Source organism: Luteibacter sahnii, from assembly GCF_034063545.1.
Taxonomy (GTDB): domain Bacteria; phylum Pseudomonadota; class Gammaproteobacteria; order Xanthomonadales; family Rhodanobacteraceae; genus Luteibacter; species Luteibacter sahnii.
Genome location: NZ_JAQLOK010000001.1, coordinates 243367 through 267284, shown reverse-complemented (window position 1 = coordinate 267284; position 23918 = coordinate 243367). Strand labels below are relative to the sequence as shown.

Sequence of the window (23918 nt, the reverse complement as noted above, 5' to 3'; positions counted from 1 at the left end):
GGTGGTGCCCGCCCTGTGCGCGAACGGATACCCGGTCGCGCGCAGGGCGCGCTACTACGGCGGGGTCTCGTCGCGTTTGACGCGGGCCCAGAGGTGCTCCTGTTCGTCCAGCGGATACGACGACAGCGTGCGGCCTTCCTGCGCCGCCAGCGATTCCATCGCACGGAAGCGCCGCTCGAACTTCGCATTCGCACCGCGCAAGGCGTGGGAGACATCCACTCCCGCATGACGCGCGAGGTTGGTGGCGACGAAGAGCACGTCGCCGATCTCGTCGGCCAGGCGCGCCGGGTCGGCGCCATGCTCGAACTCGTGTCGCACTTCGTCGATTTCTTCGGCCAGCTTGGTGAGCACGGGTCGGTAGTCGGGCCAGTCGAAACCGGTGTTCGCGGCACGCTTGTGCAATTTCACCGCGCGCTGCCACTCGGGGAGGCCGCGTGAGATGCCGGCGAGCGCGCTGGTGTCGTCCGTGCCCTTGGCCTTGCGTTCTTCCGCCTTGAGGCGATCCCAGTCGCGCGAACGCTCGGCGTCGCTGTCGTGCGTGACGTCGCCGAACACGTGCGGGTGTCGGCGCCGCATCTTGTCGCAGATCGACGCGACCACGTCGCCGAACGCGAAGTGACCGTCTTCTTCGGCCATGCGCGCATGGAACACCACCTGGAGCAGCAGGTCGCCCAGTTCGTCGCGCAGGTCGTGCATGTCGCGGCGATCGATGGCATCGGCCACTTCGTAAGCCTCTTCGATCGTATACGGCGCGATCGTGGCGAAGCTCTGCTTGATGTCCCAGGGACATCCCGTGTCGGGGTCGCGCAGCCGGGCCATGATGGCGAGCAGGTCGTCGATGGGGCGGGTCATGCGCGCCGGTCCGGATCGATGAGTCGCGCCGCCCAGTCGACGGTGGTGTCGCCACAGGCGATGAATTCGGGATTGATGAGCGAATCGCGCGTGTTGTAGCGGAACGGCCGGCCGGCCAGGTCGAGCACGGCACCGCCGGCTTCCTCGAGCACGCACTGCGCGGCCGCCGTGTCCCATTCGGACGTGGCGCCCAGGCGCAGGTAGAGGTCGGCATCGCCACGCGCGATCACGCAGAACTTCAGCGAAGAGCCCAGTGGCACCCGCTCGTGCGGGCCCAGGCGTTCGAGCAGCGTCCGGGTGATCGCGCCCGGGTTCGAGTGGCTGCCGATGATGCCCAGGGTGTCGGCCACCGGACGGGAGCGGATGCGAACCGGAGTGTCCCCGGCGCTGGCCTGGCGCCATGCGCCGGCGCCCTGCGCGGCGTAGTAGGTGTCGCCGCTGACCGGGGCGAGGACGACGCCCGCCACCGCCCGGTGGTGTTCGATGAGCGCGATGTTCACGGTGAACTCGCCGTTGCGCTTGACGAACTCACGGGTGCCGTCGAGCGGATCGACCAGCCAATGACGGCGCCACGTGCGGCGCTCGGCCCACGACGCGGCCGCGGCCTCTTCGGAAATCACCGGTACGTCGGGTGTAAGGGCGGCAAGGCCCTCGGCGATCACCCGCTGTGCCGCGAGGTCCGCGGCGGTGACGGGGGAGTCGTCCGCCTTGCAGACCACGTCGAAATCCTGCGCATAGACCTCGAGGATGGCGTCCGCGGCGCGGCGTGCGATGTCGCGCAGGGCCTCCAGGTAGGCCGAGGGATCTCCCACGCTCATGCGGGGCGATACCGACCCGCGAGGTATTCGCGCGCCATGAACAGCGCGGCGATCGAGCGTCCCTCCGTGACATCGTCGCGGGCGATCAGGCCGTGCAGGTCGTCGAGGCGCCAGGGCACCACGTCGAGTTCTTCGGGTTCGTCGCCCTGGAGGCGCTCGGGGTAGAGGTCTTCGGCCAACACCACGTGGGCCATATGGGTCATGTACGACGGGGAAAGCGACAGCGCCCCGAGCACCGTGAGCTTGCGGGCGCCGAAGCCGACTTCTTCTTTCAGCTCACGATCGGCGCCCTGCTCCACCGTCTCGTCGCGGTCCAGGCGCCCCTTGGGCACCCCCAGTTCGTAGCGTTCGAGGCCCACGCCGTATTCGCGCACCAGCAGCACGGTGTGCTCGTCGCGCAGGGCCACGATGAACACCGCGCCGTGGCCACCGCTCTTGAGGCGCTGGTAGGTGCGACGCTCGCCGTTGGAAAACTCCAGGTCGACTTCCTCGACGCGGCGGAGGTGGCTGTCGGTCGCGTCGCGCGTGGCGAGGATGGTGGGGCTCTTGTTCATCGGGCGATTGTAGCGTCCCGCAGCCGCGCCAGCGCCGCGTCGTGGATGGCCGGCACGCCAGCGAGCACGCTGGTGGTCGCCAGGCCCGGTGGACGCCCGTCGAGGTCGGTGAACACGCCGCCGGCTTCGCTGACGATGACCGCCAGCGCCGCGACGTCGAGGATACCCACGTCGGATTCGATCACCAGGTCGACGCCGCCGCGGGCCAGCAGGTGGTAGTGGCAGAAGTCGCCGTAGCCGCGGATCCGGTTGCTGTCGCGGATGAGGCCGCCCAGGGCATCCCAGCGGGCGTCGCGGGTGAGCGTCTTGACGTTGCCCGTGGACAGTACGGCATCGGCAAGGCGGGCGGTGGGGGCCACGCGCACCGGGCTACCGTCCAGGAACGCACCGCGGCCACGCACCGCCCACATGCGCTCGCCGTACACCGGCGCCGACGAGACGCCGAGCACCGTCTCGCCCCTGTGCATCAAGGCGATCTGGGTCGAGAAGAACGGCGTGCGCCGCACGAAGCTCTTCGTGCCGTCGAGCGGATCGACCAGCCACAACCACTCGCGCGAGGTGTCGTCGGCGCCGTATTCCTCGCCATAGATGCCCGCTTCGGGCAGCGCGGCGGCGAGGATGCGGCGGATGGCCAGCTCCGCCTCGCGGTCGGCGACGGTGACCGGCGTGTCATCGCCCTTCAGGTCGACGTCGGTGCCGGTGCGCCAGTAGTGGAGGATGATCTCGGCGGCCGCACCGGCGGCATCGCGGGCGGCGGCGAGCGCCTTGTCGAGGAGGTCGGTCATGGCGTGTCCGCGGGCGCGAGGCCCGCCTTGCGGTGGAAAACGACAGTGCCGTCGCGCCCCACGGGGCCGAAACGGGCGATGAGATGGGTGAGCGCGGTATCGGCGATGCGCGGCGCCAGCACGCCGTCCATGCGCCAGCCCAGCGGCGAGCCGGCCACGCCGAGGTCCACCCGCAACGAACCGTCGCCGTCGTCCTTGAGGGCGGCACGCAGCACGCCGGCGCGACTGTTCGCCTTGAAAGCCATGCCGCCAAGGGCGACGACGCCCTCGGGCGTGCGCACCGCCGCGTCACGCCAGCGCGCGTCGGCGTCGAGCGTCATCGGCCAGTTGTCCTGCAGGTCGGCCCGGGGCACCGTGCCCTCGATCATGCCCTGGGGCACCAGTTCGCGTGGCAGCGCGGGCCCGGCCAGCGCGCCGGCGTCGAGCCGGAACGCGACGCCGCTCAAGCGCGTGAGCCCGGGCTGCGTGCGCTCGACGTGGGCGTCGACGCGCCCTGCCGCGCCTTGCAGGTGGATGTCCAGGTGGATGCGTCCCAGGATGGCGTCGCGGCCGAGCCGCCATTCGAGCACGCCGAGGTCACGACCGCCGGCCGAAACCACCCGGGCGGCGTGGCCGTCCCAGGCCGTGCCGGACACCCCGTCGAGCGTGAGACCATGGGCACGCTGCTCGATGAGCGCCGCCACCACCCGCGCGGGCAGGAAAACGTAGAACAGCCCGGCACCGAGGGCCAGGAGTGCGATCGCGATGACGATCCGGCGGAACCACTTCAACAGCCACCTCACTTGAGAGAGAGCCGCCTGGCGGCGATCATGGGCGGATGAACGACGCCCTTTTCGCCGCCCCGCGGCCCGACGCGCTGGCAGCGCGCGATCTTTCCGTGCTCTGGCACCCGTGTACCCAGATGCACGACCACGAAACCCTCCCGATGGTACCCGTCCTGCGTGGCGAAGGGGCATGGTTGGTCGGTGCCGACGGCAAGCGGTACCTCGACGCCGTCAGCTCGTGGTGGACCAACCTCTTCGGTCATGCCGAGCCCCGGATCGGCGCGGCCCTGAAAGACCAGCTCGACCGCCTGGAGCACGTCATCTTCGCCGGGTTCACCCATCCGCCGGCGGTCGAACTGGCGGAAGAACTCGTGCGCATCACCCCGCCCGGGCTCGAGCGGGTGTTTCTCGCCGACAACGGCTCGGCGGCCATCGAAGTGGCGCTGAAGATGAGCTTCCACTATTGGCTCAATCGCGGCCACGGCGAGAAAACACGGTTCATCGCGCTTACCGGCAGCTACCACGGCGAAACCCTCGGCGCGCTGTCCGTCAGCGACGTGGCGCTGTATCGCACCACCTACGCGCCCCTGCTGCTCACCCCGGAACTCGCACCCTCGCCCGACACCTACGAAGGCGAGCCCGGCGAGACGCCGCGCGAGGTCGCCACCCGCCGCCTGGGCGACATGCGTGCGCTGCTCGAGCGACACGCGCACGAGACCTGCGCGGTCATCGTCGAGCCGCTGGTGCAGTGCGCCGGTGGCATGCGCATGTACGACGCCTCCTACCTCACCGGGCTGCGCGCACTGTGCGACGAGTTCCACGTGCACTTCATCGCCGACGAGATCGCTGTCGGTTTCGGCCGCACGGGCACGCTGTTCGCCTGCGAACAGGCCGGTGTATCGCCCGACTTCATGTGCCTGTCCAAAGGCCTGACCGGGGGGTTCCTGCCGTTGTCCGCGGTGGTCACCACCGATGACGTCTACCAGGCGTTCTACGCGGAATACGCGGCGGGCAAGGCGTTCCTGCATTCGCACAGCTACACCGGCAATCCGCTGGCCTGCCGGGCCGCCACCGCCACGTTGCAGATTTTCCGCGACGATCCGGTGCTGGAGCGTAACCGCGAACTCGCCGCGCACCTCGCGCGGCGCATCGCGCCGCTGGCGGACCATCCCCACGTCGGCGACGTGCGCCAGACCGGCATGATCGCGGCCGTGGAACTGGTCGCCGACAAGGCCACGCGCGCGCCGTTTCCCGCCACCGACCGGCGCGGCCTGCGGGTGTACCGCCATGGCCTCGCGCACGGCGCGTTGCTGCGCCCGCTGGGCAACATCGTGTACTTCATGCCGCCTTACGTGATCACCCCGCAGGAGATCGACTTCATGGTCGACACGGCCATCGCGGGTATCGAGACCGCCGTCGCCTGATCCTCCCGACGAGAATCCCTCCATGCGCACGATCCGAATTCATGCCGACATGCCTTTGTCCAGCGGCGCCGACATCGCCCTGCCCGCGCAGGCCGGCGAACACCTGGCCCGTGTCCTTCGCCTGGAGGTGGGCGCGCCGGTGGTGCTGTTCGCCGGGCACGACGGCATCGAATACGACGCCGTGCTGAGCGCGGTAGGCAAGCGCGAAGTGCGCGCGACGCTGGGCGAGGGCCGCGTCGTGCGCAACGAGTCGCCGCTGTCGCTGACGCTCGCCCAGGGCGTGGCGCGTGGCGAAAAGATGGACCTCATCGTGCAGAAGGCCACCGAACTGGGCATCACGCGGATCGTCCCGCTGATCACCGAGCGCTCGGAAGTGAAGCTCGACGCCGCGCGCGCCGAGAAGCGCCTGCTGCACTGGCGGGCGGTCGCCGCGAGCGCGTGCGAGCAGTCGGGGCGCGCGCGGTTGCCGGTCATCGAGGCCGCGCTGCCGTTGTCGGCGTGGTTAGGGGCGCTGGACGCCGAGGCGCCGGTGCGACTGGCTCTGTTGCCGGAGGGCACGGTGCGGCCGGCGGAACTGGGCTTGACCGGCTCCTCCGTGCTGGCGATCGGCCCCGAAGGCGGCTTCGGCGAACGCGATCGCGCGGCGCTGGCGACAGCTGGGTTCACCGGACTGCGCCTCGGCCCCCGCATCCTGCGCACGGAAACCGCCGGGCTGGCGGCCATCGCCGCGTTGCAGGCGCTTTACGGCGACGTGTAGCTCCGAAGGCGCCCCTGAGCGATCGCATCGGCGATCCGGCGCCAGCCGGCATGGCTGCGACGACGTGCGCAGTCCCCGTGGCCGTCAGAGCGCCGCGGCGATCCTGGCCATCACGGTGTCGTCAAGCCGGTCCACGACGTCCAGGGCTTTGAGGTTGTCTTCCAATTGGGCCTGCTTGCTCGCACCGAGGATCACCGTCGACACGTGCGGATTTTTCAGGCACCACGCCAACGCCATCCTCGACATCGGCACGCCCAGATCCTGCGCGATCGGGGCCAGGGCACGCACGGTCTTCAACGCCGCGCCGTCGTCGGCCAGCAGGGCATCGCGCAACCACGCGTAATCCGGGTGGCCCAGGCGCGAATCGTCCGGCACGCCGTCGTTGTACTTGCCGGTCAGCAGGCCCGACGCCAGCGGCGACCAGACGGTGGTGCCCATGCCATGGGCGGCATACAGCGGCGCGTAATCGCGCTCGACCCGCTCCCGGTGCAGCAGGTTGTATTGCGGCTGCTCCATCGACGGCGGCACCAGGCCGTACTGGTTCGCCACGCGATGCGCCTCACCGATGAGCGCCGCCGGCCATTCGCTGGTGCCCCAGTAAAGCACCTTGCCCTGCCGCACCAGGGTATCCATCGCGAACACGGTTTCGAGCACCGGCGTGTCCGGGTCGGGACGATGGCAGAAATACAGGTCGAGATAATCCACGCGCAGACGTTGCAGTGCCTGGTGGCAGGCATCGAACACGTGCTTGCGCGAAAGCCCTTTCTGCGTCGGCTTCGGATCGGTCACCGCACCGAAATACACCTTGCTCGACACGCAATACGCATCGCGCGGCAGGCGCAGGTCGGCGATGACGTCGCCCATCAGCGTTTCGGCCTCGCCCGCGTTGTAGGTCTCGGCGTTATCGAAGAAATTCACGCCATGGTCGTAGGCCAGCGCGATCAACTCGCGGGCGTCGGAACGGCCCACCTGCCGGCCAAACGTGACCCACGCGCCGTAAGACAGCGCGGACAGTTGCAGGCCGGTGGCGCCGAGTCGGCGATATTGCATGGCGATTTCCTCAGACGAACGACAGGACAATCCAGAGCACGACCGCGGCGATGAGGCCAGCGATCACGTCATCGAGCATGACACCCAGGCCGCCTTTCACGCGCCGGTCGAACCAGCCGATCGGCGGCGGCTTGGCGACGTCGAACACGCGAAAGAGCACGAAGCCCAGCGGCACCGCCCACCAGGGCGCCCAGAGCGCGGGCAGCAACGCAATCCACTGACCGACGAATTCATCCCAGACCAGGCTGCGATGATCGTCGACGCCGATGCGCCGACCCGCCACGTCGCACGCCCACACACCGACGGCGAACGACGCCACGATCAGCGCGATCCACGCCGGCCATGGCAGGTCGCGCAGCACTAGCCACGGTACGAGCGCCGCGAGCGATCCCGCCGTGCCCTGGGCCCGGGGCACCAGGCCCGACCCGAAGCCGCAGGCGATCCAGCCCGCGGGGGATGCGAGCAGGCGGCGACGATCGGCCGGGTCGAGGACATACTTCGTGCTCATGCGGCGAAGTGGTTCCAGCCGGTGCGGGCCAGCATCACCGATTCGCCCGAGGTGCCGGTGACGCGCACGCCCGAGCCTTCGACGACGCGGCCGATACGCGCCGCGCCACAGCCCAGGCGGGCAAGGTCGGCGGCCACGTCGCCGGCACGGTCGGCGGGCACGGTGAAGCAGAGTTCGTAATCGTCGCCGCCGCCCAAAGCGAACTGCAGCGCATCGGCGTCGTGGAAATGCGCCAGCATCGCCGCCGAGCGCGGCAGCATCGCCGCGTCGATGTCTGCGCCCACGCCGCTCTCCGCGCAGATATGGCCCAGATCCGCCACGAGGCCATCGGAGATGTCGATGCAGGCGGTGGCCACGCCACGCAAGGCCTGCCCCGCGGCCACCCGTGGCGTAGGCCGGTTGAGCCGGTCGACGAGGGCCGCGTAGGGCGAGGCATCGGCTTCCGCCAGGCAACGCAGGCCTGCGGCGGCGTCGCCGAGCGTGCCGGTGACCATCACGACGTCGCCCGGCCGGGCTCCCGAGCGCAGGAGCGCGCCGTCGGGCGCGGTGAAGCCGTGGACGGCCACGGTGACGGTGAGCGGGCCGCGCGTCGTATCGCCCCCGATCAGCGCCAGCCGGAACGGCGTGGCCAACTCGGCGAAGCCGCGCGCGAGACCATCGACGAAAGCCTCGTCCGGGGTTGGCAGGGTCAGCGCGAGCAGCGCCCACGCGGGCGTGGCGCCCATCGCGGCAAGGTCGGAGAGATTGACCGCCAGGGCTTTCCAGCCGATGTCGGCGGGCGCGGTGCCTACCGGAAAATGCACGCCCTCGACGAGGGTATCCACGGCGATGGCCAGTTCGCGTCCCGTCGGAACGGCGACGACGGCCGCGTCGTCACCGATGCCGGTCAGCACGTCGTCTCGGTGGACGTCGGTGTGCCGGCGAATGCGGTCGATCAGGTCGAATTCCATGCGTACTCCATCGACGCGCGGGGATCGCGCGGGTACGTCAGGATCGCTTCTCGGCCGTACGCCAATGCGTCGCGAGTTTGTCGAGCACGCCGTTCACATAGCTGTGGCCGTGGTCGGCGCCGAAGCGCTTGGTAGCCTCCACCGCCTCGTTGATCACGACGCGGTAGGGCACGTCCGGGCGGTATTTCAGCTCGTAGGCACCCATGCGCAGGGCTGCGCGCTCGATGGGGTCGATCTGGCCGACTTCGCGGTCGACGAAGGGCTTGATGCCGTCGTCGAGTTCGGCCACGTGCTGCTCGACGCCACGCAGGATGTCTTCGAAGTATTCGAGGTCGGCCACTTCCATGTCCTGCTCATGGCGGAACTGCGCGATGACCTGGCCCATCTTCGAGCCGCCGACCTGCCAGGCGTAGAGCGCCTGGAGCGCGCGACGGCGGGCGCGCGAGCGGGCCTGGAGATCGATACCGTGGGGAGGCGTGGGCGTCATTGGCCGAGCTTCGCGTAGAGGTTGGTCATCTCGATCGCGACCATCGCCGCGTCGACACCCTTGTTGCCCGCCTTCGTACCCGCGCGCTCGATGGCCTGCTCGATGCTGTCGGTGGTGAGCACGCCGAAGCACACCGGCACGCCGTGGGCATAGGCGGCCTGGCCCAGGCCCTTGGCCGCCTCACCGGCCACGTAGTCGAAATGCGGGGTGGAACCGCGGATGACCGCGCCCAGGCCGATCACGGCGGCGTACTGGCCCGAACCGGCGACTTTGTAGGCGGCCTGGGCGATCTCCCACGCGCCGGGTACGCGGATGAGGTCGATCGCGTCGTCTTTCACGCCATGGCGCACCAGCGCGTCGCGCGCGCCGTCGACCAGGGGTTCGACGACGAACGCGTTGAAGCGGCCCGCGACGATGGCGAAACGGCCCTTGGGAGTGGCGAAATCGCCTTCGATGATTTTCATGTGGGTGTCCTGATGACGGATCGGCCGCCGGGCGGCCGGCTATTTTACGGGGTTTTGGGTCGCGGGTGCCCGGCGAAGACGAGCCGGGCGCGACCGCCACTTACTTCCAGGCGCCCCGCCGACCCGAACGGCAGGGTGACCTTGGTCGGCCCGTGGCCGAACGGCAGCCCGGCGACGAAGGGGATGCCGGCTGCGGCCGCCACTCGATCGAAGGCGAGCGGAAGGTCGTAGCCGTTGTCGTATTCGGCCACGCGGTAACTGGTGAAATCGCCCAGGACCAGGGCCTTCTGCCGGGTGAGCACCCCGGCGTGGATCAGGTGGTAGAGCATGCGCTCCACCCGGTACGGTGGCTCGGCCACGTCTTCGATGTAAAGGATGCCCCCGTCGACCTCCGGGAAATACGGCGAACCGGCGAGGCTGGTGAGCATCGCGAGGTTGCCGCCCCAGATCGTGCCTTCGACGGCGACGGCGGGCGTACCCGGCGATTCCCAGGCTACCTCGGCCTGATCGCTGGCAAGTACGTGCCACACGTGGTCCCAGGTCAGGGCATCGAGCCGGGACGCCCCGAAATCGGACGCCAGCATCGGACCGCCGAGGGTGACGACGCCGCTGCGCGCCAGCAGGGCGCATTGCAGCGCGGTGAAGTCGCTATGCCCGATGAGCGCCACGGGCGCCGTCGCCAGGCGACGCAGCCCCTCGTAGTCGAGCAGGGGCAGCAGCGGATGCACGCCGTAGCCGCCGCGGATCGCCAGCACCACGTCGGGCAACGGACCGTCGACCAGCGCGTTGAGATCGCCGGCACGCTCCGCGTCGGTGCCGGCGAACCGCAGCTGGCGGCGATCAAGCACGTCCAGGCCGGACAGGCGGTGACCGGCCGCTTCGAGCCGTTCGACGCCGCGGCGTACGGCCGGCACGTCGTGCGGGTAACCGGAAGGGGCGATCAGGCGGATGTCGTAGGTCATCGGGTCCGGGCTATCGGGGCGTCAGGGGCTACTAGATACGGAGTGCGCGAGGCCTTGGCAACCTCGCGCCGGTGGGCTAGTCGACCACTTCGAGGCCGAAGCCCGCGATGCCGACGAACTTGCGCTGGGTGCCGAGCACGCGCAGGCGCTTCACCCCGAGGTCGGCGAGGATCTGCGCACCGAGCCCGAGCTGACGCCATTCCTGGTCGTCCTTCGGCGCCACCAGGGGCGCGCGTTCGCCCTTGAGCCGGGCGAGCAGGGCGTCGGGGGTGTCCTCGCCGGACAGCACCAACAAGACGCCGCGGTCGGCCTCGCCGATGCGCCGCAGCGCCTCGGTGACGGTCAGGCCCAGGTCGTCGCGGCGCAGGTGGAGCACGTCCGACAGCGTGTTGCGCACGTGCACGCGGGTGAGCACGGGCTCGCCATCCTCCACCGCGCCACGGCTCAGCGCGAAGTGCAGCCCGCGACGGATGCCGTCGCGATATGCCACGAGGCGGAACGGTCCGAACTCCGTATCGACGTGATCCTCGTGCACGCGCTCGATCGTCTTTTCGGTCTCGAGCCGGTAACGGATGAGGTCGGCGATGGTGCCGATCTTCAGGCCATGCTTCGCGGCGAAGGCTTCCAGCTCGGGGCGACGCGCCATCGAGCCGTCGTCGTGGAGGATCTCGATCAGCACCGAGGCCGGCTCCAGGCCCGCCATCGCCGCGAGGTCGCATCCGGCTTCGGTGTGGCCCGCGCGCGTGAGCACGCCGCCCGGCTGTGCCGTGAGCGGAAAGATGTGGCCTGGCATCGTGATGTCCGAAGGCGTCGCGTCGGGCGCGGCGGCAACCTGGATGGTCCGCGCGCGATCGTGCGCGGAGATGCCGGTGGTGACGCCCTCGGCAGCTTCGATGGACACCGTGAAGTTGGTATGGAACGGCGAATTGTTGTCGCTGACCATGGGCTTGAGACCGAGCTGGCGGGTGCGCTGCTCGGTCAGCGTGAGGCAGAGCAGGCCGCGGGCTTCCCGGACCATAAAGTTCACGTCTTCGGGCCGCACCTTTTCGGCGGCCATCACGATATCGCCCTCGTTCTCGCGGTCTTCGTCGTCGAGGATCACGACCATGCGGCCGTTGCGAAAATCCTCAAGGATCTCGGGGATGGTGTTGAAAGCCATGCGATGGGACGTCCGGTCAGGCGAAGCCGTGCTGCTTCAGGAAAGCCTCGTCGAGGCGTGGCGTACCGCCTGCGGAAAGCAGGCGTTCGATATAGCGCGCCACGACGTCGACCTCGATGTTCACCGCGTCGCCGGGGCGGCGCGCCGAGAACGTCGTGTGTTCCACCGTGTGGGGGATAAGGTTCACGCCGAAGCGCTGGCCGTCGACCTCGTTCACGGTGAGGCTGGTGCCGTCGATGCACACCGAACCCTTGTGCGCGATGTAGCGGGCGAGGTCGCGCGGCACCTCGAACGTCCAGCGCTGCGAGCGCCCGTCGGGCGCCACGGACACCACCTTGCCCAACCCGTCGACATGGCCGGACACGAGATGACCGCCAAGGCGATCGGCGAGGCGCAGGGCCTTTTCGAGGTTGACCGGGTCGCCGGGACGGCGAGCGCCGAGCGACGTCAGCGAGAGCGTTTCGTTGGAGACGTCGGCGGCGAAATGCGCGGCGCCGTAGTCGACGACCGTCAGGCACACGCCGGACACCGCGATGCTGTCGCCCAGGGCGACGTCGCCCATGTCGAGGGAGGTCGTATCGACCACGAGGCGCACGTCGCCGCCGCGCGGCTCGAGGCGCGCGATGCGTCCGACGGCCTGGATGATGCCGGTGAACATGTCAGACGCCTCCCTGCGGGGAGACGATGGAGCGATGGGTTTTCATGAACGTTTCCCGCGGTGGTGAGCGAAAAACGCCCCAAGGCGCATGGCGGCACGCGCCCCGTGGAGGAGCGCACGACACCGTCTTCTTTCATCCGGACTGTGACCGTCGGCTCCGGCATCGGACCGGATCTGCTGACCTCCCGGCGCGAGGCCGGGAGCGCTCGCGGGCTCGTTTCGCAGGGAAACCTACCGCCGGTGGGGAGTTTCGCCCCGCCCTGAAGACGCTTGTATCCGCACAGGATACCACGCGGCACCGAACCGCCCGCAGCGCGGGGAGCATGCAGGCGTGCACCCTGGCCGCGCGCCCAACCACTTGCCGGGGCCGCCGCCGCAGGATCGGCGCCTACCGCACCGGTGGATGGAGCACCTGATCCATGACCCAACTCGTGCGCGCCGCCGTGTCGCCGGTCGAGGGGCACTCGCCCCGCCCCAGCAAGGCATCGACCACCGTCGCGATCAACGGCTGCTGGATATGCTCTGGATTGGCGACGCGGATGTCTTGCACCCGCCCCTCGGCGTCGAGCTGGATGGGGCCGTCGCCAAAGGTCGCGAACACGAGGCGACCGCGGTCACCGACGATCTCGACGCGGTCCTCGCGCCGGTCGGCACCGAAATTCCACACGCCGGTGCCGAGCACGCCGCTTCTGAACGCGAAGGCCATCGCCACGGCGTCTTCGGCGGGATACGCCTTGAGCTGGTTCGTGGCCATCCCGCGCGCGTCGGCGATCGGTCCAAGCAGGAAGTCGAGGATGTCGAGCGTGTGGCAACCGATGTCGACGAAGATGCCGCCCCCCGAAATCTCCGGACGCACCGTCCACGGCAGGTTCGCCCGATCGCGATAGCGGTCCTCCAAGGGATGGTGCAGCACCACGTTCACCAGCCGCGGCGAACCGATGGCACCCTCGCGCAGCAGGCGGGCGATGGCGCCAAAACGGGGCAACGCGCGACGGTAATACGCGACGAACACCGGCACGCCCGCCGCCCTCCCCGCCTCGACGATCTCCAGGCACTGGCGATGGTTCATCGCCATGGGCTTTTCGAGGTAGAGCGGCTTGCCCGCCGCGATCACCGCGAGCGCCAGGTCGCGATGGCTGGACGGTGGCGTGGCGACGTAGACCGCATCCACCGTCGCATCGTGGATGAGCGCATCCGCATCGTCATACCAGCGCGGTACCCCGTGGCGTCGCGCGTAATCGCGTGCCTTGTCGCCATCGCGACGCATGACCGCAACCAGCGACGCGTCGGGCACCTTCGAAAAGGCCGGCCCGCTCTTGACCTCGGTTACCGCACCGCAGCCGACGATGCCCCAGCGAACGGTAGACAGACCCGTCATCCTTGGGGGTCCGTGTCCGGCCGCATCACCAACCGCATGTCTTCGCCCACCTGCCGCCGGTCGATCGCTTTCAGCTTCCAGCGCGAGGCCATGTCGTCGAGCGGCGGAAGCGTGAGCATCGGCCGCGCGGTGTGCCCCAGCAAGACCGGAGCGACATAGATCAGCAATTCATCGGCCAGGCCCTGCGCGAACAGGGCGCCGCAAAGCACGGGACCCGCCTCCACGTGCACTTCGTTAACCTCGTGCTGCGCCAGCCAGTGAAGCGCCGCGCGCAGGTCGAGGCCACCCTCGTCGCGACGGATGGCGACGCATCGCGCCTGGCGCAGATGCGTGGGCACCACCGCGTCCGGCGCGTGCATGAGCACCGTCGGCGCGTCGACGTCGAGCACGTGCGCGCCATCCGGCGTGCGCAGGGTCGTATCCAGCACGACGCGCCACGGCGGCACGAAGCGTTCCCCCGCCGGCAGGCGAACGGTCAGGCGAGGATCATCGGCCAGCACGGTGCCGCTCGCGGTGAGAATCGCCGAGGATCGCCCGCGCCAGCGCTGCACGTCGGCCCGCGCGGCTTCGCCGGTGATCCATTGGGACGCGCCATCGGCGAGCGCGGTGCGTCCGTCGAGGCTCATCGCGAGCTTCACGCGCACCCAGGGGCGGCCACGCCGCACGCGGCTGAAGAATCCCGCATTGAGTTCGTGCGCCGCCTCCCGCATCAGCCCCACCTGCACGCCGATACCGGCGGCGCGCAGTTGCTCGATGCCCTTGCCGTCGACCTGGGCGAAGGGATCCTCATGCGCAATCACCACGCGACCGACGCCGGCGGCGATCAGCGCCTGCGCGCATGGCGGCGTGCGCCCATGATGAGCGCACGGTTCAAGGGTGACGTAGGCGGTGGCACCACGGGCGGACTCCCCCGCCTCGCGCAGGGCGAACACCTCGGCGTGCGGCTGGCCGGCCTCGGGATGCCAGCCGGTGCCCAGCACGGTATCGCCCCGCGCGATGACGCAACCGACGCGCGGATTGGGCTGGGTGGTGTACAGGCCGCGTTCGGCGAGCCGCAACGCGTGCGCCATGTGAACGTGGTCCATGGCGGGAAAGAAGGGACGCGACATGCGATGTCCTGGGCGGTCAGCTGCTCTTGCGCCCGCGTCGCGCAGCCTCCAGCAAGGGAAGCTGCAGGCCCTCGAGCGACGGCAGGTCACGTTCGAGCTTTTCGATTTCTTCGCGGAAGGCGTGTACGTCTTCGAAGCGGCGGTATACCGACGCGAAACGCACGTAGGCGACCTGGTCGAGCGCCTTGAGTTCGCGCATCACCAGTTCGCCGACCTGGCGCGACGGCACCTCGCGCTCGCCGCTGCGACGCAGGTCGTTGGTGACGGCGCGCATGGCGACGTCTACCGCGTCGCTGGCGACGGGACGCTTTTGCAGGGCGCGCTCGAAACTCACGCGCAGCTTGTGCTCGTCGAACGGCTCGCGACGATCGCCCGACTTGACGATCGCCGGGAGCTTGAGCTCCGCCGTCTCGAACGTGTTGAACCGTTCGCCGCATTGCGGACACTCGCGCCGCCGGCGCACGGTGCCACCGTCCTCGGTGAGCCGGGAGTCGATGACGCGGGTGTCTTCATGCTGGCAGAAGGGACAGTGCATCGATCAGCCGTAGACGGGGAACGTCTGGCACTGCGCCGTCACCTTCTCGCGCACCGCGGCGATGACCGCGTCGTCGCCCGGGGCGTCGAGCACGTCGCAGATCCAGTTCGCCAGGGCCACGGTGTCGGCTTCCTTGTAGCCACGCGTGGTGATGGCGGGCGTGCCCACGCGCAGGCCCGACGTGACGAACGGCGAGCGCGGGTCGTTCGGGACGGCGTTCTTGTTGACCGTGATGTGGGCCTTGCCCAGCGCGGCTTCCGCATCCTTGCCCGTTACCTCGCGACCGATCAGGTCGATCAGCATCAGGTGATTTTCGGTGCCGCCGGAGACGACCTTGTAGCCGCGTTCGATCAGCGTGCGCGCCATCGCCTTGGCATTGACCACCACCTGCTTCTGGTATTCGGTGAACGCCGGCTCGAGGGCTTCCTTGAAGGCGACGGCCTTGGCGGCGATCACGTGCATCAGAGGGCCGCCCTGGATCCCCGGGAACACCACCGACTGCAGCTTCTTCTCGAGCTCTTCGCCCAGGCCCTTGGCCACGATGATGCCGCCGCGCGGACCGCGCAGGGTCTTGTGCGTGGTGGAGGTCACGACATGGGCGTGGTCGATCGGGCTCGGGTAAACGCCGGCGGCGACCAGGCCCGCGATGTGGGCCATGTCGACGAACAGGTAGGCGCCGACCTTGTCGGCGATGGCGCGGAAGCGGGCCCAGTCGAGCACCTGCGAGTAGGCGGAGAAGCCGGCCACGATCATCCTGGGCTTGTGTTCGAGGGCGAGGCGCTCGACCTCGTCGTAGTTCACCAGGCCAGTGTCGGGGTCGATGCCGTACTGCACGGCGTTGAAGATCTTGCCCGAGAGGTTGACCTTGGCGCCGTGGGTCAGGTGGCCGCCATGGGCCAGGCTCATGCCCAGGATGGTGTCGCCGGGGGTCAGCAGGGCGAAATACACGGCCTGGTTGGCCTGCGATCCCGAATGCGGCTGCACGTTGGCGTAGTCGGCGCCGAAGAGCTTCTTCAGGCGCTCGATCGCGAGCTTCTCGGCCACATCGACGAACTCGCAGCCACCGTAATAGCGCTTGCCCGGGTAGCCTTCGGCGTATTTGTTGGTGAGCGTCGAGCCCTGGGCCTCCATGACGCGGGGGCTGGCGTAGTTCTCCGAGGCGATCAGTTCGACGTGATCCTCCTGGCGGCGGGATTCATCGGCGATGGCCTTGGCGAGCTCGTCGTCATAGCCGGCGATCGTGGCATCCTTCGGGAACATCTCGACCTCGTTCGAAGTGCGTGGGGAAAGGCGAAAAGTGTAGCCGAGCGGGCAAGTTGCAACCAGCGCCCGGATTTCACGCCCCTCGCGACCGGCCCGTCGTGTAAGCGAACCGCCCCATGGCGCGTAGGAAATCGGCCCGGCGATGGCCAGCGGCCACCCGGCCGCCGCGTAGCGGTCTATGCTTGCCGGCGTCGGGCCATGACGGCCCGCCCTGCCCGATCAAGGACGATCCATGCGCTCGACATCCCCTGCATCCTCGTGCCGCCCCCGTTGGCTGGCGGCCTGCGCGTTCGCCGCGCTCATTCTCGCGGCCCCCGCCCCCGCCCACGATGCCGTCGCACGATTCGACGACGCCGTCGCGCGCGGCCTTCCGGCCGACGTCGTGACCGGCGAGGGAATGCTCCGGATCGACGAACGCCTTCGCGCGGACGTCACCTACGCGGATAACCGGCGCGAACCCCTTTTCCACGTCACCTGGCAGGGCGAGCCCGGCGTGGCCGTACGCCACGGCGATGTCCTGCGGGTCGTTCTCGGGGGACCGGGCGAGCGGCGTGTCGTCGTCGTCGACGACCGGGGCGTTCGGGCAGCGACCCGATCGACGTCCGCCCACCGGCCGCTTCCGTCGAACCGCATCGATCCCGACCCCACACCGGCCCTCCGGCGCAGCGGCGCCGACGGCAGCGGGGCCGCGTACACCGACATGTATTTATACGTCTACGTGGAGGACGGTCTCGAAAACGACGAGACGACCGAGGGTGGCGAGTGGAGCGAGGGATGGACCGACGACGACCTGGTGTCGACGTTCTTCGCCGCCTGGATCGAGCAGGCGACCCGTGACCACTTCGACGGGCTCACCGTGCACCTGTACCTGCGTCGGCACGTGCCCGGGGTCACCACGCGCTTCGCGCCCACGGCCACCTCCCTGGACGACTGGAAAAGCCGCCTGACCTACCTCTACCCACCGGATGACGAAACGCCTCGCCATGACGCGCCGAACCGGCTGAACCTGTTCCTGGTGCGCGGCTATGCCCAACTACCCGGCTATGTGGGCAGGGTCGACAGGCTGGAAGGCCACTACGGCATGGCGTCGGTATCCAGTCATCCGACCGTGCCCTCCCATGAGATCGGACACCTGCTCGGCGAGCGCCATGAGCTGGCCCGGGCGGGGAAAGACACCAACGGACGGCGATGCGTCACCACCATGTGGCCAAACGCGGACAGTCTGTTCTGCGGGCATTTCAGTGCCGAAAACATCGGCGCGGCGCGGGAGACCGAGGCACGGCTGGGCCGCTTCGGCCCGTGAAGGCGACCTCCGGCGGCCCGCCGCGAGGCGCTATAATGGCGTTTTTGCCCTCCCGCAGGTCGCCTTGCGGGAGGGCGCCGGCCTTCCCCACGGAGCGTCCATGCAATACATCTACACCATGAACCGGGTGAGCAAGATCGTTCCCCCGAAGCGCGAGATCATCAAGGACATCTCGCTGTCCTTCTTCCCCGGCGCGAAAATCGGCCTGCTCGGCATCAACGGCGCCGGCAAGTCGACCGTGCTCAAGATCATGGCCGGCGTGGATACCGATTTCCAGGGCGAAGCCCGTGCCAACCCCGGGACCAAGATCGGCTACCTTGCCCAGGAGCCCGACCTCAATCCGGAGAAGACGGTCCGCGAAGCCGTCGAAGAAGGCGTTTCCGAAGTTCTCGATGCGCAGAAACGCCTCGAGGAGGTCTACGCCGCCTACGCCGAAGAAGGCGCCGACTTCGACAAGCTTGCCAAGGAGCAGGAGGCCCTCGAAGGCATCCTCGCCGCCAACGACGCGCACGCGCTTGAGCGCCAGCTCGAAGTGGCCGCCGACGCGCTGCGCCTGCCGCCGTGGGATGCCAAGATCGGCCCGCTGTCCGGTGGCGAGAAGCGCCGCGTGGCCCTGTGCCGCCTGCTGCTTTCCAAGCCCGACATGCTGCTGCTCGACGAGCCCACCAACCATCTCGACGCCGAATCGGTCGACTGGCTCGAAACCTTCCTGCACGACTATCCCGGCACGGTGGTGGCGGTCACCCATGATCGCTACTTCCTCGACAACGCCGCCGAGTGGATCCTCGAACTCGACCGCGGTCGCGGCATCCCCTGGAAGGGCAACTACACCGAGTGGCTCGAGCAGAAGGACCAGCGCCTCGCCCAGGAAGCCAACCAGGAGAAGTCGCGCCAGAAAGCCATCAAGAAAGAACTGGAATGGGTCCGTTCCGCCGCGAAGGGCCGCCAGTCGAAGGGCAAGGCGCGCCTTAACCGCTTCGAAGAACTCAACTCGGTCGAGTACCAGCGCCGCAACGAGACCAACGAAATCTTCATCCCGCCGGGTGAGCGCCTGGGCAACGAGGTGATCGAGTTCAAGAACGTCACCAAGTCGTTCGGCGACCGCGTCCTTATCGAAGATCTCTCGTTCAAGATCCCCGCCGGCGCCATCGTCGGCGTGATCGGTCCGAACGGTGCGGGCAAGTCCACGCTGATGAAGATGATCATCGGCAAGGAGCAGCCGGATACCGGTGAGGTGAAGCTCGGCCACACGGTGAAGCTCGCCTACGTCGACCAGTCGCGCGACGCGCTCGATGCCAAGAAAAACGTGTGGCAAGAGGTGTCCGGCGGTTCGGACATCCTCACCATCGGCACCTTCGAGATCCAGTCGCGCGCCTACATCGGCCGCTTCAACTTCAAGGGCACCGACCAGCAGAAGATCGTCGGCCAGTTGTCGGGCGGTGAGCGCGGCCGCTTGCACATGGCCAAGACCCTGCTCCAGGGCGGCAACGTGCTGCTGCTCGACGAACCGTCCAACGACCTCGACGTCGAGACGCTGCGCGCGCTCGAAGACGCGCTGCTCGAGTTCCCGGGCTGCGCGATCGTGATCTCGCATGACCGCTGGTTCCTCGACCGCATCGCCACCCACATCATCGCGTTCGAAGGCGATTCGCACGTCGAGTTCTTCCCCGGCAACTACAACGAATATGAAGCCGACAAGAAGCGCCGTCTCGGCGACGACGCCGGCCCGAAGCGGGTGAAGTACAAGAAGCTGGTCTGACCGGCCGGACATGAACCGGCAGGCGCGCGCCTTGCGCGATGGATGACGCTGATCATCCACCGCGAGGTGCGCGCGCCTGCCCTGCACGATTGACGGCGAGGCACCCATGAGTTTCATGACCACCCTGTCGGACGCCTGGCGTCGCAACGATTCACTGCTCTGCGTCGGGCTCGATCCCGAACCGGGCCGCCTGCCCGCCGGGCTCGACGGCGAGGAAGGCATCTTCACGTTCTGCCGCGACATCGTCGACGCGACCGCCGGCGTGGTCTGCGCGTTCAAGCCGCAGATCGCCCACTTCGCCGCCCAACGGGCAGAAGGCGCCCTCGAACGCCTGATCCGCCATATCCATGAGCGGCACCCCGGTATCCCGGTCATCCTCGACGCCAAGCGCGGCGACATCGGTTCCACGGCGACGCATTACGCCGCGGAGGCATTCGACCGCTACGAAGCCGACGCGGTCACCCTCAACCCGTATCTCGGGCGCGACTCGATTGAGCCGTTCCTCAACCGGGCGGACAAAGGGGTCATCCTGTTGTGCCGGACGTCCAATCCGGGCGGCGCCGATTTCCAGGCCATGGACTGCGGCGGACGACCGCTTTACCTGCGCGTGGCCGAGACCATCGCCCGTGAGTGGAACGAAAACGGCAACTGCGCCCTGGTGACCGGGGCGACCTGGCCGGAAGAGCTTGGCCGGGTGCGCGAGGTAGTCGGCGACATGCCCCTGCTCGTGCCGGGCATCGGTGCACAAGGCGGCGACGTGAAGGCCGTGATGGCCCACGGCGGCACACGCGACGGTCACGGTCTGATGATTTCTTCCTCGCGCGCCATCATCTACGCTAGCGCCGAATCGGACTTCGCCGAAGTAGCACATCGCGCGGCCGACGACATGAGAAAATTGGTCAATTCTTTCCGAGAAAAGCGGCTAGACCCATAGCAGTCGCAAATTGCACGATTTGGCAACTGCAAAAGGCTTACGCTGCCGCTCCGGGGTATCGAACAATACCGGCCTTCCAAGGGCGCCACGCGTTACACCGGAGTTGCCATGCCACCTACCAACCGAGGTTTTTCACAGCGCCTGCATGTCGCGCTCGACATGGCCGGCGTCAAGAAAGGCCGCGGCCGCATAACCCAGCTGGCGGATCTTTTCGACGTCAGCCGCGAGACCGCGAGAAAATGGCTTAGCGACCTGGGCCTGCCCGAACTGGAACGCCAGATCGACATGGCGACGCGTTTCGGCGTGAACTTCGAGTGGCTGGCCACCGGCCGGGGTGCCCCGAACGGCGCCACCGGGGTGCGCGAAAGCCCCGCTCTGTATCGTGCCGATTCCCGCGAGCAGCTACGGCTCGTGGGCCTGGTCAGCCGGTTGCCCAAGGAACGCCGCAAGGCCCTGCTGGTGATCGTCGAAGCACTGGCCGAGGCCGAATAACGCGCGCTCGTCGCGCAGGAGCCCACCCCGGCGTCGACTCGGACGCTGAGGCGTTGAGGCGTTGAGGCGTTGAGGCGTCCAGGCCAGAGGCTTCGGTGTCCACCTTCGAGGCGAGTTCCGCACAAGGGAGCGGGGTTACCGCGATGAAAATAACGCCGCGCCCCGCCTCAGTCGTCCCCGATGTCCATGCCCGGAAACAGCACGTCGGTGTATCCGAACTTTGTAAAGTCGGTGATACGCGACGGATACAGTCGCCCGATCAGGTGATCGCATTCGTGCTGCACCACGCGGGCGTGAAACCCCTCCGCGGTACGGTCGATCACCGCGCCCAGGGGATCGATCCCCTGGTACCGGATCAACGAGTAACGATTCACCGCCCCGCGCAGGCCCGGCACCGACAGGCATCCCTCCCAGCCTTCTTCCATGTCCAGCGACAACGGCGTGATCACCGGGTTGAGCAGGATCGTCCGCGGCACCGGCGGCGCGTCGGGGTAGCGGTCGGCCCGGTCGAACCCGAAGATCACCAGTTGCAGGTCGATGCCGATCTGCGGCGCGGCCAGGCCGACGCCGCCGGCGTCGTGCATCGTGTCGAACATGTCGGCGATGAGCGCGTCCAGTTCCGCCGAGCCGATCATCCGGGCCGGCACGGGAGGGGCGATGCGCAGAAGGCGCTCGTCACCCATCTTGAGGATCTCGCGAATCATCGGACGTCCGGGGAAAGGGGGTTCGAGCCGCCAGCATGGCGGGGGAACGCCTCCGGCTCAAGCCTCCTATTCGACCAATGGCTAATACGCCGGGCGCCCGCCACGCATTGACCCCCGGCCCCACGGGGGACGACCCTTGTCGTATCCGCAAGGGGAGCTCCAAACACCATGCATAGCGCCATTCCCAAACCCAGCCCCGCTGGCAAGATCCTCTGGGCCGCCATCGCGCTCGTCGGCGCCTGGTGCCTCGGCGTCGTCGCCCTTCGCCGCGGCGAACCGATCAACGCCATCTGGCTGGTCACCGCGTCGATGGCCGTCTTCGTCATCGGCTACCGCTTCTACGGCCAGTTCGTCGCGCGCCGCGTGCTCGTGCTGGATCCGTCCCGGGCCACGCCGGCCGTGCTGCGCAACGACGGCCTGGACTACGTGCCCACCGACCGCTGGGTCGTGTTCGGCCACCACTTCGCCGCCATCGCCGGCGCCGGTCCGCTCGTGGGCCCGGTGCTCGCTGCGCAGATGGGTTACCTGCCCGGCACGTTGTGGATCCTCGTCGGCGTGGTCTTCGCCGGCGCGGTGCAGGATTTCATGATCCTCGGCCTTTCGCTGCGCCGGGACGGACGGTCGCTCGGCCACATGCTGCGCGAGGAGCTGGGCCAGGTACCCGGCGTGATCGCGATGGTCGGCGTGCTGGTGCTGATGATGATCGTGCTGGCGGTGCTCGCGCTCGTGGTCGTCAAGGCGCTCACGCACAGCCCCTGGGGCACCTTCACCGTGGCGGCCACGATTCCCATCGCGTTGCTGATGGGCGTCTACCTGCGCTATATCCGGCCGGGGCGCATCCTCGAGGTGTCGCTCGTCGGCCTCGTGCTCTTGCTGCTGTCGATCTGGTACGGCAAGACGGTGAACGACACGCCCGCCCTCGCCGCGCTGTTCGACTTCGACGCGAAATCGCTGGCCTGGCTGCTGATCGGCTACGGCTTCTTCGCCTCGGTGCTGCCGGTGTGGTTGCTGCTGGCGCCGCGCGATTACCTTTCCACCTTCCTGAAGATCGGTACGATCGCCCTGCTAGCACTGGCGATCTTCCTCGCCGCGCCGACCCTTCGCATGCCGGCGCTGACGCAGTTCGTCAACGGCACCGGCCCGGTCTTCGCAGGCAACCTGTTCCCGTTCCTGTTCATCACGATCGCCTGCGGCGCCGTGTCGGGCTGGCATTCGATCATCGCCTCCGGTACCACGCCGAAGCTGCTCGCCAACGAGCGCGAAGCGACCATGGTCGGCTACGGCGGCATGCTGATGGAGGCCTTTGTCGCGATCATGGCCCTGATCGCCGCGGCGTCGCTCCACCCGGGCGTGTATTTCGCGATGAATTCGCCCGGGGCCATCGTGGGCACCACGGTCGAGCAGGCCGCGCGCACGATCAGCGACTGGGGCTTCATGGTCACGCCCGGCGAACTGACCGAGACCGCGCGTAACATCGGCGAGAGCACCATCCTCGGTCGCGCGGGCGGCGCGCCCACCCTCGCGGTGGGCATGGCCCAGCTGCTTCACGGCATCCTCCCCGGCGAGGGCATGATGGCGCTGTGGTATCACTACGCCATCCTGTTCGAAGCGTTGTTCATCCTCACCACCGTCGACGCGGGCACGCGCGTGGGCCGCTTCATGATCCAGGAACTGGCCGGCATGGCCTGGGCCCCGCTGAAGAAGACCGACTCGTGGCTCGGCAACGTGGTGGCCACGCTCATCTGCGTCGGCCTGTGGGGCTACTTCCTCTACCAGGGTGCGGTCGATCCGCTGGGCGGCATCAACACCCTGTGGCCGCTGTTCGGCATCGCCAACCAGATGCTCGCCGCGATCGCCCTCATGCTCGCCACCGTGGTGACGGTGAAGCTCAAGCGCGAACGGTACGTGCTGGTGCCGGCGGTGCCGGCCGCGTGGCTGGTGATCTGCACGCTCACCGCCGGATGGCAGAAGCTTTTCGACGCGAAGGTGAGCTTCACGGCGGTGGTGGACAAATACACCGCCGCCCTGGCCGAAGGCCGTCTGCTGGCGCCGGCGAAAAACGCCGACGAGATGCAGCGCATCATCGCCAACAACCGCGTGGACATGATCCTCACCGGCCTGTTCATGCTTCTGGTGCTGACGATGCTCGCGTTCTCGCTGCGGGTGATCGTGAAGGCATGGCGCGCCAACCGGCCCACCGCGCAGGAAGAACCCTATGTCGCGCTGTCCAGCGTGACGCCGTGAGGTGA

The 23918-nt window shown here is 68.4% G+C and carries 25 protein-coding genes and 1 riboswitch; of the genes, 7 read left to right on the top strand and 18 right to left on the bottom strand.

The features are described from left to right. Positions 1 to 54: 54 nt before the first annotated feature. Genes mazG through gspN form a run of 5 tightly spaced genes read right to left on the bottom strand, consistent with a single transcriptional unit; the run spans position 55 to position 3779 of the window. Positions 55 to 852 (bottom strand): nucleoside triphosphate pyrophosphohydrolase, encoded by a 798-nt coding sequence (gene mazG, locus PI246_RS01235; protein WP_320549467.1) that lies wholly within the window; start codon positions 850 to 852, stop codon positions 55 to 57. Next, entirely contained in the window at positions 849 to 1670 is an 822-nt protein-coding gene (gene cysQ / locus PI246_RS01230; protein ID WP_320549466.1) for a 3'(2'),5'-bisphosphate nucleotidase CysQ, read from the bottom strand. Before cysQ ends, mazG begins: the two co-directional genes overlap by 4 nt. Continuing rightward, a complete protein-coding gene (gene nudE / locus PI246_RS01225; RefSeq protein WP_320549465.1) occupies positions 1667 to 2224 on the bottom strand; it encodes an ADP compounds hydrolase NudE in 558 nt (185 codons plus the stop codon). Before nudE ends, cysQ begins: the two co-directional genes overlap by 4 nt. Then, entirely contained in the window at positions 2221 to 3009 is a 789-nt protein-coding gene (locus tag PI246_RS01220; protein WP_320549464.1) for an inositol monophosphatase family protein, read from the bottom strand. The genes nudE and PI246_RS01220 overlap by 4 nt, the downstream gene beginning before the upstream one ends. After that, positions 3006 to 3779, bottom strand: coding sequence for a type II secretion system protein N (gspN, locus tag PI246_RS01215; RefSeq protein ID WP_320549463.1), 774 nt, complete (start codon positions 3777 to 3779; stop codon positions 3006 to 3008). The genes PI246_RS01220 and gspN overlap by 4 nt, the downstream gene beginning before the upstream one ends. A 47-nt stretch (positions 3780 to 3826) precedes the next feature. Between gspN and PI246_RS01210 the strand changes: the two genes are divergently transcribed. Both PI246_RS01210 and PI246_RS01205 read left to right on the top strand, forming a co-directional pair. Beyond that, positions 3827 to 5197, top strand: a complete 1371-nt coding sequence (locus PI246_RS01210; RefSeq protein WP_320549462.1) for an adenosylmethionine--8-amino-7-oxononanoate transaminase — start codon at positions 3827 to 3829, stop codon at positions 5195 to 5197. Between the two features lie 22 nt (positions 5198 to 5219). Beyond that, a complete protein-coding gene (locus PI246_RS01205; RefSeq protein WP_320549461.1) occupies positions 5220 to 5954 on the top strand; it encodes a 16S rRNA (uracil(1498)-N(3))-methyltransferase in 735 nt (244 codons plus the stop codon). 84 nt (positions 5955 to 6038) lie between these two features. Here the strand turns inward: PI246_RS01205 and PI246_RS01200 are convergent, their stop codons facing one another. The 12 genes from PI246_RS01200 to glyA all read right to left on the bottom strand — a co-directional run bounded on the left by PI246_RS01200 (position 6039) and on the right by glyA (position 16474). Further along, positions 6039 to 7004 carry a potassium channel beta subunit family protein gene (locus PI246_RS01200; protein WP_320549460.1) on the bottom strand — a complete coding sequence of 322 codons (966 nt, stop codon included), beginning with the start codon at positions 7002 to 7004 and terminating at the stop codon, positions 6039 to 6041. 10 nt (positions 7005 to 7014) lie between these two features. Further along, entirely contained in the window at positions 7015 to 7512 is a 498-nt protein-coding gene (locus tag PI246_RS01195; protein WP_320549459.1) for a phosphatidylglycerophosphatase A family protein, read from the bottom strand. Beyond that, entirely contained in the window at positions 7509 to 8462 is a 954-nt protein-coding gene (thiL, locus tag PI246_RS01190; protein ID WP_320549458.1) for a thiamine-phosphate kinase, read from the bottom strand. The genes PI246_RS01195 and thiL overlap by 4 nt, the downstream gene beginning before the upstream one ends. Before the next feature lie 37 nt (positions 8463 to 8499). Then, positions 8500 to 8949: a transcription antitermination factor NusB gene (gene nusB / locus PI246_RS01185; protein ID WP_320549457.1), complete on the bottom strand. Its 450-nt coding sequence runs from the start codon at positions 8947 to 8949 to the stop codon at positions 8500 to 8502. Continuing rightward, complete coding sequence (ribH, locus tag PI246_RS01180; RefSeq protein ID WP_320549456.1) at positions 8946 to 9413, bottom strand: 6,7-dimethyl-8-ribityllumazine synthase; 468 nt, start codon at positions 9411 to 9413, stop codon at positions 8946 to 8948. The genes nusB and ribH overlap by 4 nt, the downstream gene beginning before the upstream one ends. Before the next feature lie 44 nt (positions 9414 to 9457). Further along, on the bottom strand, positions 9458 to 10375 hold the full coding sequence (gene ldcA / locus PI246_RS01175; RefSeq protein ID WP_320549455.1) for a muramoyltetrapeptide carboxypeptidase: 918 nt from the start codon (positions 10373 to 10375) through the stop codon (positions 9458 to 9460). 76 nt (positions 10376 to 10451) lie between these two features. After that, positions 10452 to 11534, bottom strand: a complete 1083-nt coding sequence (gene ribB, locus PI246_RS01170; protein WP_320549454.1) for a 3,4-dihydroxy-2-butanone-4-phosphate synthase — start codon at positions 11532 to 11534, stop codon at positions 10452 to 10454. Positions 11535 to 11550: 16 nt separating this feature from the next. Further along, positions 11551 to 12192, bottom strand: a complete 642-nt coding sequence (locus PI246_RS01165; RefSeq protein WP_320549453.1) for a riboflavin synthase — start codon at positions 12190 to 12192, stop codon at positions 11551 to 11553. A gap of 121 nt (positions 12193 to 12313) precedes the next feature. Next, positions 12314 to 12464: riboswitch (FMN riboswitch) on the bottom strand. A gap of 116 nt (positions 12465 to 12580) precedes the next feature. After that, positions 12581 to 13570 carry a Gfo/Idh/MocA family protein gene (locus PI246_RS01160; protein WP_320549452.1) on the bottom strand — a complete coding sequence of 330 codons (990 nt, stop codon included), beginning with the start codon at positions 13568 to 13570 and terminating at the stop codon, positions 12581 to 12583. Then, positions 13567 to 14640 (bottom strand): bifunctional diaminohydroxyphosphoribosylaminopyrimidine deaminase/5-amino-6-(5-phosphoribosylamino)uracil reductase RibD, encoded by a 1074-nt coding sequence (ribD, locus tag PI246_RS01155; protein ID WP_320550225.1) that lies wholly within the window; start codon positions 14638 to 14640, stop codon positions 13567 to 13569. The genes PI246_RS01160 and ribD overlap by 4 nt, the downstream gene beginning before the upstream one ends. Positions 14641 to 14695: 55 nt before the next feature. Continuing rightward, a complete protein-coding gene (gene nrdR / locus PI246_RS01150) occupies positions 14696 to 15214 on the bottom strand; it encodes a transcriptional regulator NrdR (protein ID WP_320549451.1) in 519 nt (172 codons plus the stop codon). 3 nt (positions 15215 to 15217) lie between these two features. Next, entirely contained in the window at positions 15218 to 16474 is a 1257-nt protein-coding gene (glyA, locus tag PI246_RS01145) for a serine hydroxymethyltransferase (protein ID WP_320549450.1), read from the bottom strand. Between the two features lie 235 nt (positions 16475 to 16709). Here glyA and PI246_RS01140 point away from each other — a divergent pair, with 235 nt between their 5' ends. The 4 genes from PI246_RS01140 (at position 16710) to PI246_RS01125 (ending at position 20965) form a co-directional block, all read left to right on the top strand. Next, positions 16710 to 17780: a hypothetical protein gene (locus PI246_RS01140; RefSeq protein WP_320549449.1), complete on the top strand. Its 1071-nt coding sequence runs from the start codon at positions 16710 to 16712 to the stop codon at positions 17778 to 17780. 100 nt (positions 17781 to 17880) lie between these two features. Then, a complete protein-coding gene (gene ettA, locus PI246_RS01135) occupies positions 17881 to 19539 on the top strand; it encodes an energy-dependent translational throttle protein EttA (protein ID WP_320549448.1) in 1659 nt (552 codons plus the stop codon). A 106-nt stretch (positions 19540 to 19645) separates the two neighbouring features. After that, positions 19646 to 20473 carry an orotidine-5'-phosphate decarboxylase gene (gene pyrF, locus PI246_RS01130; protein WP_320549447.1) on the top strand — a complete coding sequence of 276 codons (828 nt, stop codon included), beginning with the start codon at positions 19646 to 19648 and terminating at the stop codon, positions 20471 to 20473. Positions 20474 to 20581: 108 nt separating this feature from the next. Beyond that, positions 20582 to 20965 carry a DNA-binding protein gene (locus tag PI246_RS01125; RefSeq protein ID WP_320549446.1) on the top strand — a complete coding sequence of 128 codons (384 nt, stop codon included), beginning with the start codon at positions 20582 to 20584 and terminating at the stop codon, positions 20963 to 20965. Between the two features lie 167 nt (positions 20966 to 21132). On the opposite strand, the gene def is transcribed toward PI246_RS01125, so the two are convergent. Further along, a complete protein-coding gene (gene def, locus PI246_RS01120; protein WP_320549445.1) occupies positions 21133 to 21669 on the bottom strand; it encodes a peptide deformylase in 537 nt (178 codons plus the stop codon). A gap of 168 nt (positions 21670 to 21837) precedes the next feature. Here def and PI246_RS01115 point away from each other — a divergent pair, with 168 nt between their 5' ends. Next, positions 21838 to 23913 carry a carbon starvation CstA family protein gene (locus PI246_RS01115; RefSeq protein WP_320549444.1) on the top strand — a complete coding sequence of 692 codons (2076 nt, stop codon included), beginning with the start codon at positions 21838 to 21840 and terminating at the stop codon, positions 23911 to 23913. The last annotated feature ends 5 nt before the right edge of the window (positions 23914 to 23918 follow it).

Excerpts from the sequence above, each read along its gene's own strand:
- PI246_RS01160 (WP_320549452.1), bottom strand. The coding sequence starts at position 13,570 with ATGACGGGTCTGTCTACCGTTCGCTGGGGCATCGTCGGCTGCGGTGCG.
- PI246_RS01210 (WP_320549462.1), top strand. The coding sequence starts at position 3,827 with ATGAACGACGCCCTTTTCGCCGCCCCGCGGCCCGACGCGCTGGCAGCG.
- ribH (WP_320549456.1), bottom strand. The coding sequence starts at position 9,413 with ATGAAAATCATCGAAGGCGATTTCGCCACTCCCAAGGGCCGTTTCGCC.
- PI246_RS01205 (WP_320549461.1), top strand. The coding sequence starts at position 5,220 with ATGCGCACGATCCGAATTCATGCCGACATGCCTTTGTCCAGCGGCGCC.
- PI246_RS01200 (WP_320549460.1), bottom strand. The coding sequence starts at position 7,004 with ATGCAATATCGCCGACTCGGCGCCACCGGCCTGCAACTGTCCGCGCTG.
- glyA (WP_320549450.1), bottom strand. The coding sequence starts at position 16,474 with ATGTTCCCGAAGGATGCCACGATCGCCGGCTATGACGACGAGCTCGCC.
- mazG (WP_320549467.1), bottom strand. The coding sequence starts at position 852 with ATGACCCGCCCCATCGACGACCTGCTCGCCATCATGGCCCGGCTGCGC.
- PI246_RS01195 (WP_320549459.1), bottom strand. The coding sequence starts at position 7,512 with ATGAGCACGAAGTATGTCCTCGACCCGGCCGATCGTCGCCGCCTGCTC.
- PI246_RS01115 (WP_320549444.1), top strand. The coding sequence starts at position 21,838 with ATGCATAGCGCCATTCCCAAACCCAGCCCCGCTGGCAAGATCCTCTGG.
- PI246_RS01140 (WP_320549449.1), top strand. The coding sequence starts at position 16,710 with ATGCGCTCGACATCCCCTGCATCCTCGTGCCGCCCCCGTTGGCTGGCG.
- thiL (WP_320549458.1), bottom strand. The coding sequence starts at position 8,462 with ATGGAATTCGACCTGATCGACCGCATTCGCCGGCACACCGACGTCCAC.
- cysQ (WP_320549466.1), bottom strand. The coding sequence starts at position 1,670 with ATGAGCGTGGGAGATCCCTCGGCCTACCTGGAGGCCCTGCGCGACATC.
- PI246_RS01125 (WP_320549446.1), top strand. The coding sequence starts at position 20,582 with ATGCCACCTACCAACCGAGGTTTTTCACAGCGCCTGCATGTCGCGCTC.
- ettA (WP_320549448.1), top strand. The coding sequence starts at position 17,881 with ATGCAATACATCTACACCATGAACCGGGTGAGCAAGATCGTTCCCCCG.
- nusB (WP_320549457.1), bottom strand. The coding sequence starts at position 8,949 with ATGACGCCCACGCCTCCCCACGGTATCGATCTCCAGGCCCGCTCGCGC.
- ldcA (WP_320549455.1), bottom strand. The coding sequence starts at position 10,375 with ATGACCTACGACATCCGCCTGATCGCCCCTTCCGGTTACCCGCACGAC.
- def (WP_320549445.1), bottom strand. The coding sequence starts at position 21,669 with ATGATTCGCGAGATCCTCAAGATGGGTGACGAGCGCCTTCTGCGCATC.
- pyrF (WP_320549447.1), top strand. The coding sequence starts at position 19,646 with ATGAGTTTCATGACCACCCTGTCGGACGCCTGGCGTCGCAACGATTCA.
- PI246_RS01220 (WP_320549464.1), bottom strand. The coding sequence starts at position 3,009 with ATGACCGACCTCCTCGACAAGGCGCTCGCCGCCGCCCGCGATGCCGCC.
- nrdR (WP_320549451.1), bottom strand. The coding sequence starts at position 15,214 with ATGCACTGTCCCTTCTGCCAGCATGAAGACACCCGCGTCATCGACTCC.
- ribB (WP_320549454.1), bottom strand. The coding sequence starts at position 11,534 with ATGGCTTTCAACACCATCCCCGAGATCCTTGAGGATTTTCGCAACGGC.
- ribD (WP_320550225.1), bottom strand. The coding sequence starts at position 14,640 with ATGGCGCACGCGTTGCGGCTCGCCGAACGCGGCCTGTACACCACCCAG.
- PI246_RS01165 (WP_320549453.1), bottom strand. The coding sequence starts at position 12,192 with ATGTTCACCGGCATCATCCAGGCCGTCGGACGCATCGCGCGCCTCGAG.
- nudE (WP_320549465.1), bottom strand. The coding sequence starts at position 2,224 with ATGAACAAGAGCCCCACCATCCTCGCCACGCGCGACGCGACCGACAGC.